We start from the raw sequence: 14567 nt of genomic DNA, 5'->3' as shown, positions 1-14567 counted from the left end.
CGTTCGGTGGCTCCAGATCTACGCGGCCGTGTTGACAAAGTCAACAGTCGGTGTCGCCGGGGTGGGCGCGCTCACGCTCCTCGACGGCCAGTGCGAGGTCGGCGAGCTTGTCCAGCGCACCGCTCAGCGTTGCCGCCTCTTCCGGGGTCAGCGCGGCCAGGAACTCGGCGTCGCGCTCGTTGGCCGCGGTGATCAGGCCGCGGTAGACGCGGGTGCCTTCGGTGGTCAGGGCCAGCTGCGAGGTGCGGCCCGACCCGGCCGTCCGGTCCACCAGGCCGCGCTCGGTCAGGCGGCTGACCACCCGGCTCATCTGCGCTTTGTCGAGCCCGGCGCGGCGGGCGAGCCGGTTGAGTGTGAGGGTGGGGTCGGCGGCGATGAGCGAGATCGCCCGCCATTCGCCGAGGCTGACGTCGAACTCCCGCCGGTAGCGCAGCGCGGCGCTGCGCGACATCGCCGACGACGTGCGGGAGAGCCGGTAGGAAAGGAGTCCCGAAATGGGCACGAGGTCTCGGCCGTCCGCGCGTTCCGCCATGCCGGTCATCGTAGCCGTTGCTGACCAGGTGTTGACAAACTCAACAGTGGATGCCGACACTGCTGCCGCACGCCCCGCCTGACGAAGGAGTCGAGTAGCGATGGCCGAACAACCCGCCGTCACCGGACGGCCCCCCGCGGTGGGTGCCGCCGAACGCGCGTCGACCTACCGGACCATCGCCCTGCGGGTCATGCCGCTGCTCGTGGTCTGCTACGTGGTCAGCTTCATCGACCGGACGAACATCGGCATCGCGCAGCAGGGCCTCAAGCGCGACCTCGGCTTCGGCTCGGCGGTCTACGGGCTCGGCGTCACGCTGTTCTTCGTCGGGTTCATCCTCTTCGAGGTGCCCAGCAACGCGCTGCTGGCGAAGATCGGCGCCCGCAAGACGCTGGTCCGGATCATGGCCACCTGGGGCGTGGTCACGATCGCGACCCTGTTCGTCCAGGACGAGCTGACGTTCTACCTCGCGCGGTTCCTGCTCGGCGTGGCCGAAGCGGGCTTCTTCCCGGGCGCGCTCTACCTGCTGTCGCGGTGGTTCCCGTCCGCGCGCCGGACCCGGATGACCGCCGTGTTCTTCATCGGCGTCCCGGTTTCCGGGGTGCTCGGCTCGCTCGTCTCCGGCTGGATCATGCACTCGCTCGGCGGCGTCGGCGGCCTGGCCGACTGGCAGTGGCTGTTCCTGATCGAGGGCATCCCGCCCATCCTGCTGGCCGTCGCGGTCGCGTTCTTCCTCGCCGACGGGCCCGAGCGGGCGAAGTGGCTGACGCCGGCGCAGAAGGCGCTCGTGCAGGCCGACCTCGAAGCCGAGCGGACCGCGAAGGCGGACACGGCGGAGCGGCACGGCGGCATGCTCTCGGCGTTGCGCGACCCGAAGGTCTGGATCCTCGGGCTGTGCGCCTGCGGGGCCTACACACTGGCCAACGCCGTCTCGTACTGGACGCCGCGGATCATCGCCGAAGCCGGCGTCGGCGACGTGCTGAACCTCGGCTTCTTCTCGGCGATCCCGCCGCTGCTCGGCATCGCGGTGATGCTGCTGGTCGGCCGCCACTCCGACCGGACGCTGGAACGCCGCTGGCACGCGGCGGTGAGCTGGCTGGTGGCGGCGGTGGCGATGCTGACGCTCGCGTTCTCCGGCGACAGCGTCCTGGTGGTGGTCATCCTGCTCGCGGTGATGGCGGCGGCCCACTACTCGGGCCTGACGGTGTTCTACTCGATCCCGTCGATCTACCTGACCGACCGCGCGGCCGCGACGGGCATCGCGGTGGTGACGTCGATGGGCTCGTTCGCGGCCGCGGCTTCGCCGTCGTTGCTGGGCTTCATCCAGTCGGCGACGGGGAGCCTGTCGCTGGGGCTGGTGATCAGCTCGGGGATCGTGCTGCTGGCGGTCGGGGTGCTGCTCGTCGGGGTGAAGGCCGCGGACCTCAAGGAGAAGCACCGCTAGCGGCGCGTGCGGGCTTGGCAGGTGGTCGGGTTGTCGTGAGTGTTCAGTCGGGTTCTAACCCGACTGAACACTCACGACCCCGAGCCCTGCCGTTCGCCGACGCGTCTTTCGACACGGTGGTCTGCACGTTCGGCCTCCGCGCGATCCCCGACCCCGCGGTGGCGGTGGCGGAGATGACGCGGGTCCTGCGCCCGGGAGGGCGGCTGATCCTGGCTGACCACGTGGTGTCGACGTCGTGGCCGGTGCGGGTGGTGCAGTGGCTCCTGGAGCCGGCGAGCGTTCCCTTGGCGGGCGAGCACTTCCGGCGGCGGCCGCTGGTGCTGGTGGAGGCCGCCGGGCTGACGGTGGAGCGGCAGGAGCGGTTCAAGCTGGGCCTGGTGGAGCGGCTGGTGGCCAGGAAGCTCAGCTGATCGCCTTCCGCACGCGGTACGAGGCCTGGCGGCAGGCGTTGGAGCAGTAGCGGCGGGGGCGGCCGAGCTCGGACGTCACTGATCGGGCCGGGGTGACCGGGCAGGGGCACGTCGAGCAGAGGATCGCCCCTTCGGCCGGCTCGAAGTAGCCGTGACGCGGGCACAGCCCGAGTTCCGGGGTTTCGGTCCAGCCCATGATCTTGGCCCGGACCCGGTCCGGAACGACGGCATGGTCCGAGTCGAGGTGGTCACGAAGAGCGGTCAGGCGCCACCGAGCACGCAGTTTCCCGAGGGCTGCCGCTTCGCGGCGGAGCACGTCGTCCAGGCGCACGGAAAGGATCGCCGCTGCCTCGGCGCGGGAGCGCGGAACGCCGTCGCGCAGGCCGAACCGCAGGACGATGATTTCGGCCTGACTGGGCGGCAACATGTCGAGGGCGGACTTGAGCTGCTCCAGAGCGAGGACCGCGTCGAGCCGGCGGCTCCCGTCGACCACGGTCACCCGTCGGCGCGTCATGGCTGTGCCTCCTGTTCGTCGTTTTCAGTATCGCTTCTGAGCCGAGGCGCACGGCGGCTGTTCAGCCTGCGGAAAACCTGGGTCGCCTCGGTGAAGATCTTCGGCACGTCTTCAGGTCGTGCCTGGCACAGGGCCACGATCGACACCACGCCGAAGATCGCGATGAGCAGCAGCATCGGTGACAGGTAGATGAGCAGCGTCAGCATGGCGACCTCCGGGCACGACGAAATCGCCGGACTCACCCGGCGGAAATGGGCAGAAAAAAAGCCCCGGCCGGATCGGCGGGGCTGGTGGGCACACCAATGCCCGAACTGCGACCAGATTAGCACAGCGAAAACGGCTGACCCGTGCAGGTTCTGCCCTGGTCGGGAAGCTGAAGGGGTAGGACGTGGTGTCCTACCGACTTTCGTAACGCGCCGCGAGCTCAGCCGAGCAGCACGCTCTCCTCCAGCCCGTCCAACAGCGCAGCAGCGTCGTCGTAGACCGCGACCGCGCCGGCCTCCGTCAGTTCCGCCGCGCTCACCCCTCCCGAGCGGACCGACACCGTGCGCACGCCGGCCTTCGTGGCCGCGTGGACGTCCCACACCGCGTCGCCGACGAACACCGTCTCTTCCGGGCGGGTTCCGGCGCGCTCGAGGGCTGCGAACACCGGCTCCGGGTCGGGTTTCGTCGCGTCGACGTCCGCGCCGGAGACGATGCCCGTGACCACGTCGTCGACGTCGAGGACCTTGCGCAGCACCGACAGTTCGTCCGAGCCCGCCGACGTCGCCAGCACCACGCGCACGCCGCGGCCGGCCAGGGTGCGGAGCAGCTCGGGGGCGTGGTCGAACGGGCGCAGCAGTTCCGCCGTCTCCAGGTAGAAGCGGCTGTGGAGCTCCTTCGCCCGGTCGCCGATGCGGTCGGCGTCCTCCTCGCCCAGCAGCGTGCTCAGCAGCTTGCCGGACCCCTTCCCGATCGCCCGGTGCACGCGCCACGAGTCGACGGCGCGGTCGAGCTCGGCGAACGCGCGGTGCCAGGCGTGGACGTGCAGGTAATTGGAGTCGACGAGCGTGCCGTCGACGTCGAACAGGACCGCGGTGGCGATGGCAGGCTCCTCACGTCGATGAGTTCCCTCGGGTACCCCCGCCCGGTTCGATCTACACGCAGGGTGGAACGGGATCGCCGCGTTTGACGGGTCCCGCAGCGGTTACCCGATCAGTCGAGACGATGGCGAGGAGGTGGTCCGTTATGCTCGCCCGCCACTCATCGGTGTGGCTCATCCCGCGGCACGGCACGGTCGCCACGGCTTCGGTCGGCGGGGTGCTCGACCGCACGACCTATTCGAGGTTGCGCGACCGGCTGCTGGAGTTCGCGGCCGACGCCCGCGACGGCGTGGTGATCGACATCGACCGCCTCGAACTGCGTGACCCGGCGCTGGTGCGCGTGTTCGCGCTCGTCGCCCTCCGGGCCGGTGACTGGCCGGCGGTTCCCTTCGCGCTGGTGACCGACCGGCCGGAGCAGCGGGCGGTGCTGGCCGCGCGAGCCGACCGGAACGTGCCCGTGTACCGCGATCACGCCGCCGCCGAAGCCGCGCTGGCACGACCGTCGCGGCGGCGGGCGGGGAAGGCGCTCGACCGGTCGCCGCGCACTTCGGTGCGGGCGCGCGGGTTCGTCGAAGGCGTGTGCGCGGAGTGGCTCGTGCCCGAACTGGCCGAAGATGCCGCCCTGGTCGCCACGGAATTCGTGGAGAACGCGCTCCGGCACACCGATTCCGCGCTCCGGCTGCGGGTCGAGCTGCGCCGCGACGGGCTGGGTGTCTCGGTCTCCGACGGGAGCGAGCGGCCCGCCGTGCTGCGCGAGGGACTGGACGTCCTCGAGACTGGGCTCGGCCTGCGGCTGGTGTCCAAAGTCGCGAAGCGGTGGGGGAGCAGCCGGCTGCGCTCCGGCGGCAAGGTCGTCTGGGCGGTGCTGGCCCGACGCTGATCAGTCCGTTGTGGACGGTCAGGGCCGGCGCCGGTAGTCGTGTTCGGTCTCCACCTCACCCTGCGGCGTGTGCACGACGTGGCCGACGCGGCGCTTCTTCGCGATCTGCCGTCCGGCCAGCACGGCGTCGACCCGGCGGGGGGACGTGTTGGACGCCCGCGCACCCCCTTCGATCCGGTTCTTCCACAGGCCGCCCTCGAAGTAGGTGTGCACGTCCCCGACCGCCACGACGCCCTCCGATCGAAAGAGTCCGGACGGAACGGGTGCCCCGGTGCGGCGCCGGCAAACGTCAGGCCAGGCCGAGCACCCTGATCGCGTTGTCCTTGAGGATCAGCGGCCGGACTTCGTCCTTGAGGTCGAGGGCGGCGAAGTCGGCGAGCCAGCGGTCCGGGGTGAGCACCGGGAAGTCCGAGCCGAACAGGACCTTCCGCTTCAGCAGCGAATTCGCCGCGCGCACCAGCTGCGGCGGAAAGTACTTCGGCGACCAGCCCGACAGGTCGATGTACACGTTCGCCTTGTGCGTCGCGATCGAGATCGCCTCGTCCTGCCACGGCACCGACGGGTGGGCCAGGATGATCGTCAGGTCCGGGAAGTCCGCGGCGACGTCGTCGAGCAGCATCGGGTTCGAGTAGCGCAGCTTGATGCCGTGCCCGCCGGGCAGCCCCGCGCCGATCCCCGTCTGGCCGGTGTGGAACAGCGCCGGCACGCCCAGCTCCCGGATCGCCTCGTACAGCGGGTAGAACCGCACGTCGTTCGGCTCGAACGCCTGCAGGCTCGGGTGGAACTTGAACCCGCGCACCCCGTGCTCGCCGACCAGCCGCCGCGCGCGGGTGACCGCGGCCTTGCCGGCGTGCGGGTCGACCGAGCCGAACGGGATGAGCACGTCCGGGTGTTCGCGGGCCGCGTCGGCGATCTCCTCGCTCGAGAGCGCCGGGTGCCCGGTGGCGGAGGGCGCCTCGACCGTGAAGACGACGGCGGCCATGTTCCGCGCCCGGTAGTGCTCGGCGATCGCGGTCACCGTCGGGGTGCGGTCCTGGCCGGCCCGGAAGTACTTCGCGGACGCGTCCAGGAGCTCCTGGTCGAGGGCGAAACAGCCGTGGCCGTCTTGTTCGACGTGGGTGTGCACGTCGATGGCGGTCAGTGCGGAAAGGTCCACGGAAAACTCCACTCAGGGCAGGTCGGGCTGGGCGGCCTTGGCGGCCAGCAGGCGCTCGAGGACGGCGTCGCGCGCGGCGACGAGGGACTGCCGATCGGTGCCGGCCAGCTCGGCGTCGACGCCGGCGACCAGCGTCTCGGCGAGCTCGGGTGTGAGGTGGACGCGGCCGAGGTCGCGCCACCACTGCTCGGTGGGCGGGCCGAGGTGTTCGAGGATGTGGGCCAGGCCGCCCGCGCCGCCGGAGAGGTGCTGGTTGAGGAACGGCCCGAGCACGGCCCAGCGCAGGCCGGGGCCGTACGCGATGGCGGTGTCGATGTCGGCGACGGTCGCGATGCCGCGCTCCACCAGCGAATACGCCTCCTGCCACAGCGCGGCCTGCAGCCGGTTCGCGAGGTGGCCGGGCACTTCCCGCGTCAGCCGGATCGGCCGCTTCCCGACCGAGGCGTAGAACGCCACGGCCCGGTCGACGACCTCGGGCGCGGTGTCCTGCCCGGGCACGACCTCGACCAGCGGGATCAGGTGCGGCGGGTTGAACGGGTGCCCGACGACGACGCGCTCCGGGTGCCGCGGGCAGCCGCGCGCGATGACGCTCGGCAGCAGCCCGGACGAGCTGCTGGCCAGGATCACGTCCGGGCGCGCGGCCTCGTCGAGGACGGCGAACAGGGCGTGCTTCACGTCTTCGCGCTCGGGGCCGTTCTCCTGCACGAAGTCCGCGGCGGCCGCGGCTTCGCCGGCGTCTGGGACGAACCGCAGCCGATCCGTCGGCGTGCCTTCGAGGGCGCTCCGCAACCGCTCTTCGGCGCCGGGCGCCGGATCGGTGGCGACGACGTCGAGGCCGTTGGCGAGGAAGAGGGCGGCCCAGCTCGCGCCGATCACGCCGGTGCCGACGACCGCGACGGTACTCATGCGAGCGCTCCGAAATGGTCCAGCGCGGTGGGATCGGCCAGGACGTCCCGGCCGACGACGTTTTCGGCGCGGGCGCCGAGCAGGAGCTTCTTCACGGGCACTTCCAGTTTCTTCCCGGTGCGGTTGCGGGGGATCGCCGGCACGGCGGTGATCGCGTCCGGCACGTGCCGCGGCGACAGCGCGCTCTTCAACGCCGTCGCGATCTTCGTGCGCAGCGGGGCGTCCAGGACGCCGTCACGGAGGACGACGTAGAGCCGGAGGTCGCCGTTGCCGCCCGCGGGGTCTTCGAGGTGCACGACGAGCGAGTCCTCGACCTCCGGCAGTTCCTCGACGACGGCGTAGAACTCGGCTGTGCCGAGCCGGACGCCGCCGCGGTTGAGGGTGGCGTCCGAGCGGCCGGCGATCACGCAGCTGCCCCCGGGCGAGAACCGGATCCAGTCGCCGTGGCGCCAGACGCCGGGGTAGGTGCCGAAGTACGTCTCGCGGTAGCGCTCACCGGTGTCGTCGCCCCAGAACCCGACCGGCATGGACGGCATCGGCGCGGTGATGACCAGTTCGCCCAGCTCGCCGACCACCGGCTTCCCGTGCTCGTCGAACGCCTTCGCGTCGACGCCGAGACAGGGCCCGGAGATCTCGCCGGCGATGACGGGCTGCAGCGGGCCACCCTGGACGATCCCGCTGCAGACGTCGGTGCCGCCGCTGCCGACGTTGAGCAGCACGTCCGGCCCGAAGACGTCCCGCACCCAGTGGTAGCCCTCGGCCGGCAACGGACTGCCCGCCGCGCCGAGCTGCCGCAACGCCGACAGGTCGTACTCCGTCGCCGGGTTCAGGCCCGCTTTCCGGCACGCCATCAGGAAACCCGGGCTCGCGCCCATCAGCGTCGCGCGGGTTTCGGCGGCCAGCCGCCACTGCCACGCGAGGTCCGGGTGCAGCGGGTTGCCGTCGACGAGCACGATCGACGTGCCGGTGAGCAGCCCGGAGACGAGCGCGTTCCACATCATCCACGCGGTGGTGGAGAACCACAGCATCCGGTCGCCGGGGCGCAGGTCCCAGCTGAGGCCGTGGTTCTTGAGGTGCTCCAGCAGGAGCCCGCCGTGGCCGTGCACGATCGCCTTCGGCTTCCCGGTGGTGCCGGAGGAGAACAGCACGCACAGCGGGTGCGCGAACCCGACGGGCTCGAACCCGGGCTCGGGCTCGGCGAGCAGCTCGCTCCAGGCGGTCGTGCCGGGGAGGCCGTGCTCGCCGTAGGGGACGTGCACGACGTGCTCCACGGTCGGCAGGCCGGCGCGGATTTCGGCGACTTCGCCGCGGCGGTCGACGTCCTTGGCGCCGTAGCGGTAGCCGGACACGGTGAGCAGCACCCGCGGCTCGATCTGGCCGAACCGGTCGACCACCGAGCGGGCGCCGAACTCCGGGGCGCAGGACGCCCAGATCGCGCCGAGGCTCGCGACGGCGAGGTAGGCGACCACGGTCTCCGGGGTGTTCGGCAGATACGCGACGACCCGGTCACCGCTTCGGACCCCGAGCCGGCGCAGCCCGGCGCGGGCCCGGGCGACCTGGTCGCGCAGCTCGTCCCAGGTCAGCTCGGCGCGTTCGCGCGTCTGGGAGTACGCGATGACGGCGATCTCGTCCGCCGGGCCGCCGAGCGCATGCTCGGCGTAGTTCAGCGTCGCGCCGGGGAACCACGTGGCCCCGGGCATCCGGCGGTCGGGCAGGACGGCCGTCTCGGGGGAGTGGAAGCGGACGCCGAAGAAGTCCTTGATCGACGACCAGAAGCCGTCGAGGTCGGTGACGGACCAGCGGTGCAGTGCGGCGTAGCCGTCGAACGCGTGGCCGCGATCTGCCAGCCATTCCAGGTACCGGCCGATCTCGGTCATCGGCCGACCTTCCCCGCGCGCTTCTCGAGGAACGCCTGCATCCGCTCCTTCGCCTCGGCGCTGCCGCTCGCGACCGCCGCCATCAGCGCTTCCATCAGGTAGCCCTCCGCCGGGTTGGCCTCGGCGATGCGCGGCAGCGCCTGGAGGACGGCGAAGTTCGTGATCGGCGAGTTCGCGGCGATCTTGCGGGCCAGGTCCATGGCGTGCTCGAAGCCGTTTTCGGCGCGGTAGTGCGAAAGCCCGGCGGCGTGGCCTTCGTCGGCGTCGAGCACGCGGCCGGTGAGCATCATGTCGGCCATCCGGTGCGCCCCGATGAGCCGCGGCACCCGCACCGACGCGCCACCGCCGACGAACAGGCCGCGCTGGCCCTCCGGCAGCGCGTAGAACGCGGAGGGCTCGGCGACGCGGATGTGCGCGGCGGCCGCCAGTTCCAGGCCGCCGCCGACGACCGCGCCCTTGAGCACGGCGACCACCGGCACGCGCCCGCGTTCGAGCCGCTCGAACGCGCGGTGCCACATCATCGAGTGCTCCAGGCCTTCGAACGCGTCGCGCTCGGTGAGCTCGGCCAGGTCCAGCCCGGCCGAGAAGTGGTCGCCCGCGGCGTCGAGCACGACCGCCTTGACCCCGGACGGCGGCGCGCCGAAGAAGGCTTCGAGGCCGAGCACGGTGGCGTCGTCGAGGGCGTTGCGCTTCTCCGGGCGGCACAGCCGCAGCACGGCGACCTCGTCGTGCCGGTCGACGCGCAGGGAAGGGGGCAGCAGGGCGGTGGTCATGCGGGTCCGTTCGGGAAGGCGCCGGCGGCTCGCGCGCGCAGTTCGACGCGGCGGATCTTGCCGGTGGCGTTGCGGGGCAGGGCTTCGGTGAACTCGACGTGCTTGGGGATCTTGTAGCGGGCGAGGTGCTGTTCGAGGTGGGTGCGGAAGGCCGCTTCGTCGAGCGGGGACCCGGGGCGCGGGACGACGAAGGCGGCGCCGACCTCGCCCCAGCGCGCGTCGGGCACGCCGACCACGGCGCACGCCTCGACGTCGGCCAGCTGCGTGGCGACCGCCTCGACCTCGGCGGGGTAGACGTTCTCGCCGCCGGAGATGATCACGTCCTTGACCCGGTCGACGACGTGGGCCCAGCCGTCGTCGTCGACGCGGACGACGTCGCCGGTCCGGAACCAGTCATCCTCGACGAAGCTCGCCTTCGACTCTTCGGGCCGGTTCCAGTAGCCGTCGAAGACGTGCGGGCCGCGCACCAGCAGCTCGGCGGGCTCGGCCCCCAGCGGCGCCGGGGCGAGGTCCGGGCCGAGCGCGGCGACGTCGGTGAAGAAATGCGGCACCCCGGCGGCGACCGGGTGGGCGGGGGTGCCCTCGTGGGTGGCCATCGAGACCCCCGGCGCGGCTTCGGTCATGCCGTAGCCCTGCAGGAGCTGCACGCCGCGGTCGAGCCACGCGCGGGCCACCCGCTCGGCCACCGGCGAGCCGCCGTAGAGGACGCAGGTGAGGGAGCTGAGGTCGGTGCTCGCCCAGCTTTCGTGGCGGCAGAGCATTTCCAGCATCGTGGGCACGGCGGAGAAGCTCGTGATGCCGGCCGCGCCGATCCGGCCGAGGATCGCGCCCGCGTCGAACTTCGCGACCGGTTCCACGCTGCCGCCCTTGAACAGCGTCGGCAGCGTGATCTGGCCCAGCCCGACGCAGTGGAACAGCGGCGCGATGCACAGCGCCTTGTCGGTGCCCAGGACGTCGAGGTGGGCCAGCTGGTTGACGGTGTTCCAGGTGAGGTTGCCGTGGGTGAGGACGGCGGCCTTCGGGCGGCCGGTGGTGCCGGAGGTGTAGAGCAGCAGGCACGGGTCGTCGAGCGCGATCCCGGTGCCCGGCGGGGGACCGCCCGCGGCGAGCTCGGCCTCGAAGTCCAGCCCGCCCGCCGGGCACGACGCCGGGTCCGTCGCCAGCACGTGCCGCACCGGCAGCGGGCCGGCCGCGGCGACGAGCGCGTCGGTGTCGGGGCTGTGCACCAGGACCGAGGCGCCGCTGTCATCGAGCATGTACCGGATTTCCGTGCCGGAGAGCCGGTAGTTGAGCGGGACGAAGAGCGCGCCGCAGCGGGCGGTGGCGAAGAGCGCCTCGAAGACGGTGGCGGCGTTGACGCCGAGGTAGGCCACCCGGTCGCCGGGGCGCACCCCCAGCCGGGTCAGCGCGCCGGCCAGCCGCTCGACGCGCTCGGCGAGGCCGGCGTACGTCAGCGTGCGGTCTTGCCCGCCGCCGCCGTCGAGCGCGGTGCGGTCCGGCGAGATCCGCGCCCGCCGCGCGGGCCAGCTGCCCAGGCCGAAATCGGCCGGGCCGGGGGATCGGGTCACGGCGTTCGTCTCCTTGTCACCGGTGACAGGGTTCCTGCTACGGACGGTGGCTAAGTGTGGCGCTCTGCGCAAATCTCTTGGCGTTGGATGTAAGGAAACCTGATATGCATCCAGGATGCGTAGTGCACGCGCTGCTGTCAAGAGTCAGGTGTCACGACGAAAACTTCACCCGGATGGGTGGTTTGAGCTGCGAAGACGGCCGTCGCATGCGGGGGTGCCCGGTTCGGCCGTTGGCGGGGTTGCGCCGTTTGGATCAAGGGCTACGCTGCGAAGTGCGGTTCAGAAAAGTTCAGCCGCCCCCCGATTTGTCAGCCGTTCGAGCGGGCCGGTGAGACCCGTTCGTCACGTCATCTTCGAATGAGGCGTGGAGAAATGTTAGTCGTCCAGCCCCCCGCGACGGCGATCCCCGCGATGCCGTCGGCGCGCCAGGCGCGCAGCCCCTTCGACATCCAGGTCGTCCGCCCGTACTTCGGCGCGGTCATGGTGAAGATCCGCGGCGCCCTCGACGAAGACAGCGCCGCTCAGCTCCGCTCGGCGCTGAGCACGTGGGCGCACCGCCGCTTCCCGATCCTGGTGCTCGACCTCTCCGAGGTCGACCTCCTCGACTCGGCCGGCCTCGCCGCCCTCGGCGGCATCCAGGCCAGGACGGTCCGCGAGAACTCGACCCTGCGCATCGTCACCGGCGACAACCGGGTGGTCCGCCGCGCTTTGTCGGCCAGCGGCCTCGACCACGCCCTGAACGTCAGCCGCCTGCCGTCGGGCTGGGAACGGGCCACGGAGATCCCCAGCCAGAGCTGAGGCCCGCCGTCGCCCGAGCGCCACGAACCCCGGTCCCGCGCGGCGGGACCGGGGCGCTCAGCTGATGCCCTCGTGGAGTTCCGGGATCACCGCATCGCCGGCCGGGTCACCGGCTCCCCGGCAGGAACTCCTGGAGCTTCGTCTTGACCCCCTGCACCACGAGGTGGAACGCGTCCGGGTCACCCTTGAGCACCGACTGGGCGGCGGACTTCATCTGCTCGAAGGTGGCGTGCGGCGGGATCGGCGGCACCTCCGGGTCGCAGCGGACGTCGAGCACCGCGGGCTTGCCGGCGGTCAGCACCGTGTCCCAGGCCGCGGCCAGCTGGTCCGGCTTGTCGACCGTGACCGCCGTGAGCCCGAGCGACAGCGCGAACCCGGCGTAGTCGACGTCGGGCAGGCTCTGGGACTCCTCGAACTTCGGTGCGCCGCCCATCGCGCGCAGCTCCCAGGTGACCTGGTTCAGGTCGTTGTTGTGGAACACGCAGATCACGCAGGTCGGGTCGCTCCACAGGCTCTGGTACCGCGCGATCGTGATCAGCTCGGCCAGGCCGTTCATCTGCATGGCGCCGTCGCCGACCAGCGCGATCACCGGCCGGTCGGGGTGGGCGAACTTCGCGCCGATCGCGTACGGGACGCCGGGGCCCATCGTGGCGAGCGTGCCGGACAGGGACCCGCGGATGTCTCCGCGGATGCGGAGGTTGCGGGCGTACCAGTTGGTCGAGGACCCGGAGTCCGCGGTGACGATCGCGTTCTCCGGGATCCGCCGCGACAGCTCGGACACGATGGCCATCGGGTTGACCGGGTCCGCTTCGACCGCGGCTTCCTTTTCGACGGTGTCCCACCAGGAAGCGACGTTCTTCTCGATCGTCTCGCGCCACGCCCGGTCCGGCTTGCTCGCCAGCTTGGGCAGCAGCGCCCGCAACGTCGCCGCGCTGTCGCCGACGAGGTTGACCTCGGTCGGGTAGCGCATCCCGATGAACCGGCCGTCCAGGTCGATCTGCACCGCGCGCGCCTGGCCGAAGTCCGGCAGGAACTGGCTGTACGGGAAGTTCGAGCCGACGATCAGCAGCGTGTCGCAGTCGCGCATCAGCTCGTAGCTCGGCCGGGTGCCGAGCAGCCCGATCGCGCCGGTCACCCACGGCAGGTCGTCGGGCAGGACGTCCTTGCCCAGCAACGCCTTCGCGACCCCGGCGCCGGTGACCTCGGCGAGCTGACGGACCTCTTCGGCGGCGCCGCGTGCGCCCTGCCCGACGAGGACGGCGACCTTCTCGCCGGCGTTGAGCACCTCGGCCGCGGCGTCGAGGTCGGCCTCGGGCGGCACCGGGCGCGGCCACGACGTGCTCGGCGGGCTGGAGGGCACCTGCTTGAACGCGTGCTGCGGCGGCGAGTACGGCTCTTCCTGCAGGTCCGCAGGGATGATCAGGGCGGTCGGGCAGCGGGACGATTCGGCCGTCCGGATCGCGCGGTCGAGGGCGTTCGGCAGCTGCTCGGCGACGTTGACCTCGACGAGGTACTCGCTGGCGACGTCCTTGAACAGCGCCTGCAGGTCGACTTCCTGCTGGTAGCTGCCGCCCATCGCGCTGCGCGCGGTCTGTCCCACGATCGCCACCACGGGCACGTGGTCGAGCTTCGCGTCGTACAGCCCGTTGAGCAGGTGGATCGCGCCCGGGCCGGACGTCGCCAGGCACACGCCCGGCCGGCCGCTGAACTTCGCGTAGCCGACGGCCGCGAACGCGGCCATCTCCTCGTGCCGGGTCTGGACGAACCGCGGCTGGTTGTCCGCTTTCCCGAACGAGGCGACGATGCCGTTGATGCCGTCACCCGGGTAGGCGAAAACCTGCTCCACGCCCCATTCGCGCAGGCGCTGGAGCAGGTAGTCGCCGACTGTCTGGCTCATGAGCACTCCCTTGCTTCGCTTCGGTGAGCGCGTACCCGCTTTCGGCGGCTATCATGCTTGCGTGACGCAAACGTGGCAGGCGGAAGATGGCGCCGAAGCGGCACTGGCGGTGCTGCGGGCGATGGTGACCATCGCGAATTCGACCGTCGAGCGGAACACCGAGCAGCTGACGCTCACCCAGTTCCGCGCGCTGCGGGTGGTGGTCGACCGGACGCCGGTGACGATGGGCAAGGTGGCCCGCGAACTGGCGCTCAACCCCTCGTCGGTCACCCGGGCGTGTGATCGGCTGGGCACGCTCGCGCTGCTGGAAAAGGCCCCGAACCCGCTGAACCGCCGCGAGACGCTGCTGGCGCCGACCGGCGCGGGCCGCCAGCTCGTGGACCGCGTCGACCGCGACCGCCGCCGCGTGCTGGCGGGCGTCCTGCGCCGCCTCGGCCCGGGCGCCCGCGACGCGGCGATCCAGGCTTTCGAGAGGTTCGCCGCGGCGGTCGAAGCGGAGGAATCGGATGCGCGGTCACCATTGCGTCGCGCAACTTAAAACGGCGCCGACGGCGTTTGCCCGATCCAGTTGCGGGTACCCGGCGCCGAATCAAGTGCCCTGGGTGACTGGGACGCTGTACGGGCCGGGGGAGCCGTGGCCGGTCCGGCGGACAGCCGCCTCGCCGACGACTGCGTCACCACGGCCTGGACCTGACCGAGGACGGCGTTGTCCGACCCGGGTTTGCCGCTGCTG

General features: G+C 71.6%; 15 protein-coding genes and 1 pseudogene. 5 read left to right on the top strand and 11 right to left on the bottom strand.

Translation table 11 applies throughout. The features are described 5' to 3' along the window. Positions 1-40 precede the first annotated feature (40 nt). Positions 41-532 (bottom strand): MarR family winged helix-turn-helix transcriptional regulator, encoded by a 492-nt coding sequence (locus MUY14_RS19085; RefSeq protein ID WP_247024361.1) that lies wholly within the window; start codon positions 530-532, stop codon positions 41-43. 100 nt (positions 533-632) lie between these two features. Here MUY14_RS19085 and MUY14_RS19080 point away from each other — a divergent pair, with 100 nt between their 5' ends. Next, positions 633-1973, top strand: a complete 1341-nt coding sequence (locus MUY14_RS19080; RefSeq protein WP_247024360.1) for an MFS transporter — start codon at positions 633-635, stop codon at positions 1971-1973. An 83-nt stretch (positions 1974-2056) separates the two neighbouring features. Beyond that, a pseudogene (locus tag MUY14_RS19075) lies at positions 2057-2383 on the top strand (class I SAM-dependent methyltransferase); the annotation flags it as partial. On the opposite strand, the gene MUY14_RS19070 reads toward MUY14_RS19075, so the two are convergent. The 3 genes from MUY14_RS19070 to MUY14_RS19060 form a co-directional block, all read right to left on the bottom strand. Then, positions 2376-2897, bottom strand: a complete 522-nt coding sequence (locus tag MUY14_RS19070; RefSeq protein WP_247024359.1) for a sigma factor-like helix-turn-helix DNA-binding protein — start codon at positions 2895-2897, stop codon at positions 2376-2378. The pseudogene MUY14_RS19075 and the gene MUY14_RS19070 sit on opposite strands and share 8 nt — an antisense overlap. Beyond that, a complete protein-coding gene (locus MUY14_RS19065) occupies positions 2894-3103 on the bottom strand; it encodes a hypothetical protein (RefSeq protein ID WP_247024358.1) in 210 nt (69 codons plus the stop codon). The genes MUY14_RS19070 and MUY14_RS19065 overlap by 4 nt, the downstream gene beginning before the upstream one ends. Positions 3104-3321: 218 nt before the next feature. Next, on the bottom strand, positions 3322-3966 hold the full coding sequence (locus MUY14_RS19060; protein ID WP_281506332.1) for an HAD family hydrolase: 645 nt from the start codon (positions 3964-3966) through the stop codon (positions 3322-3324). Positions 3967-4124: 158 nt separating this feature from the next. Between MUY14_RS19060 and MUY14_RS19055 the strand changes: the two genes are divergently transcribed. Further along, complete coding sequence (locus tag MUY14_RS19055) at positions 4125-4859, top strand: ATP-binding protein (protein ID WP_247024357.1); 735 nt, start codon at positions 4125-4127, stop codon at positions 4857-4859. Between the two features lie 18 nt (positions 4860-4877). Here MUY14_RS19055 and MUY14_RS19050 read toward each other — a convergent pair whose 3' ends face one another. The 6 genes from MUY14_RS19050 to MUY14_RS19025 form a co-directional block, all read right to left on the bottom strand. After that, entirely contained in the window at positions 4878-5087 is a 210-nt protein-coding gene (locus MUY14_RS19050) for a DUF2188 domain-containing protein (protein WP_247024356.1), read from the bottom strand. 61 nt (positions 5088-5148) lie between these two features. Then, the gene (couO, locus tag MUY14_RS19045) at positions 5149-6015 is read right to left on the bottom strand and encodes a 4-hydroxyphenyl-beta-ketoacyl-CoA hydrolase (protein ID WP_247024355.1); all 867 of its coding nucleotides are present in this window, start codon (positions 6013-6015) and stop codon (positions 5149-5151) included. Positions 6016-6027: 12 nt separating this feature from the next. Then, entirely contained in the window at positions 6028-6921 is an 894-nt protein-coding gene (locus tag MUY14_RS19040) for a 3-hydroxyacyl-CoA dehydrogenase NAD-binding domain-containing protein (RefSeq protein ID WP_247024354.1), read from the bottom strand. After that, positions 6918-8798, bottom strand: coding sequence for an acetoacetate--CoA ligase (locus MUY14_RS19035; protein WP_247024353.1), 1881 nt, complete (start codon positions 8796-8798; stop codon positions 6918-6920). The genes MUY14_RS19040 and MUY14_RS19035 overlap by 4 nt, the downstream gene beginning before the upstream one ends. Further along, the gene (locus MUY14_RS19030; protein ID WP_247024352.1) at positions 8795-9571 is read right to left on the bottom strand and encodes a crotonase/enoyl-CoA hydratase family protein; all 777 of its coding nucleotides are present in this window, start codon (positions 9569-9571) and stop codon (positions 8795-8797) included. The genes MUY14_RS19035 and MUY14_RS19030 overlap by 4 nt, the downstream gene beginning before the upstream one ends. Beyond that, positions 9568-11139, bottom strand: a complete 1572-nt coding sequence (locus MUY14_RS19025) for a long-chain fatty acid--CoA ligase (RefSeq protein WP_247024351.1) — start codon at positions 11137-11139, stop codon at positions 9568-9570. Before MUY14_RS19025 ends, MUY14_RS19030 begins: the two co-directional genes overlap by 4 nt. Before the next feature lie 372 nt (positions 11140-11511). Between MUY14_RS19025 and MUY14_RS19020 the strand changes: the two genes are divergently transcribed. Further along, positions 11512-11937 (top strand): STAS domain-containing protein, encoded by a 426-nt coding sequence (locus MUY14_RS19020; protein ID WP_247024350.1) that lies wholly within the window; start codon positions 11512-11514, stop codon positions 11935-11937. A gap of 106 nt (positions 11938-12043) precedes the next feature. Here MUY14_RS19020 and MUY14_RS19015 read toward each other — a convergent pair whose 3' ends face one another. Continuing rightward, the gene (locus tag MUY14_RS19015; protein ID WP_247024349.1) at positions 12044-13834 is read right to left on the bottom strand and encodes a thiamine pyrophosphate-requiring protein; all 1791 of its coding nucleotides are present in this window, start codon (positions 13832-13834) and stop codon (positions 12044-12046) included. A gap of 61 nt (positions 13835-13895) precedes the next feature. Here MUY14_RS19015 and MUY14_RS19010 point away from each other — a divergent pair, with 61 nt between their 5' ends. Further along, entirely contained in the window at positions 13896-14372 is a 477-nt protein-coding gene (locus tag MUY14_RS19010) for a MarR family winged helix-turn-helix transcriptional regulator (protein ID WP_247024348.1), read from the top strand. The last annotated feature ends 195 nt before the right edge of the window (positions 14373-14567 follow it).

The sequence above is a fragment of the Amycolatopsis sp. FBCC-B4732 genome, from assembly GCF_023008405.1.
GTDB classification, from domain to species: Bacteria; Actinomycetota; Actinomycetes; order Mycobacteriales; family Pseudonocardiaceae; genus Amycolatopsis; species Amycolatopsis pretoriensis_A.
The sequence above is the reverse complement of the archived record's forward strand: the minus strand, read 5'-3'. Positions and strand labels throughout refer to the sequence as shown.

Coding starts and splice junctions, on each gene's coding strand:
- MUY14_RS19085 (WP_247024361.1), bottom strand. CDS start 532: ATGGCGGAACGCGCGGACGGCCGAGACCTCGTGCCCATTTCGGGACTC.
- MUY14_RS19080 (WP_247024360.1), top strand. CDS start 633: ATGGCCGAACAACCCGCCGTCACCGGACGGCCCCCCGCGGTGGGTGCC.
- MUY14_RS19070 (WP_247024359.1), bottom strand. CDS start 2,897: ATGACGCGCCGACGGGTGACCGTGGTCGACGGGAGCCGCCGGCTCGAC.
- MUY14_RS19065 (WP_247024358.1), bottom strand. CDS start 3,103: ATGCTGACGCTGCTCATCTACCTGTCACCGATGCTGCTGCTCATCGCG.
- MUY14_RS19055 (WP_247024357.1), top strand. CDS start 4,125: ATGCTCGCCCGCCACTCATCGGTGTGGCTCATCCCGCGGCACGGCACG.
- MUY14_RS19040 (WP_247024354.1), bottom strand. CDS start 6,921: ATGAGTACCGTCGCGGTCGTCGGCACCGGCGTGATCGGCGCGAGCTGG.
- MUY14_RS19035 (WP_247024353.1), bottom strand. CDS start 8,798: ATGACCGAGATCGGCCGGTACCTGGAATGGCTGGCAGATCGCGGCCAC.
- MUY14_RS19030 (WP_247024352.1), bottom strand. CDS start 9,571: ATGACCACCGCCCTGCTGCCCCCTTCCCTGCGCGTCGACCGGCACGAC.
- MUY14_RS19020 (WP_247024350.1), top strand. CDS start 11,512: ATGTTAGTCGTCCAGCCCCCCGCGACGGCGATCCCCGCGATGCCGTCG.
- MUY14_RS19015 (WP_247024349.1), bottom strand. CDS start 13,834: ATGAGCCAGACAGTCGGCGACTACCTGCTCCAGCGCCTGCGCGAATGG.